General features: G+C 56.8%; 1 protein-coding gene. It reads right to left on the bottom strand.

All coding sequences use genetic code 11. The features are described from left to right. Window positions 1–128 precede the first annotated feature (128 nt). Window positions 129–398, bottom strand: coding sequence for a hypothetical protein (locus tag IFS44_RS21730; protein WP_192100233.1), 270 nt, complete (start codon window positions 396–398; stop codon window positions 129–131). Window positions 399–491: the final 93 nt, after the last annotated feature.

The following is a 491-nucleotide window of genomic DNA, read 5'->3' on the forward strand; positions in this document are numbered from 1 at the left end:
GATTTTAAGCCGGTGCCAGCCGGCGCCGAGGCCGACTTCTTCAACACAATCGGGCGAATGCAGACTGGCCGCTTCGGATTAATGCCGATCAGCAGTGCGAACGTCGCGACCTGGTGGAGAGCAGTCATTTAGCCGTCTTTAGCCATCGCCTTGACGTACAGCGCCTGTGGCCCTTTCGCGCATTCCAACCGCACATGCCGATGAGCGAACCCGACAACGACGATCAGCATGGCAGCCAGAAGGCGAATTGCATTGCCAGTCGTCGGATTGACGGAAACAGCATAGGCGTGAATTAACGTCATGAATCCCACGAAACCGAAGGTGAATAGCTCAAAGCGGATGGAGGGCTGGCGTCGAGCATAGAGCCTGTAAGCGAGCCGCCAGAAAATGGTCGTCATCTCCTGACGCTAGCAGGACACGCAATGTCCGCAATTGGGCGATTGTGTTGAAGAAGTCGGCCTCGGCGCCGGCTGGCACCGGCTTAAAATCAA

Origin of the sequence: Sphingomonas sp. CFBP 13706, from assembly GCF_014842355.1 — a bacterium.
In the GTDB taxonomy this organism is placed as follows: Bacteria; Pseudomonadota; Alphaproteobacteria; order Sphingomonadales; family Sphingomonadaceae; genus Sphingomonas; species Sphingomonas aerolata.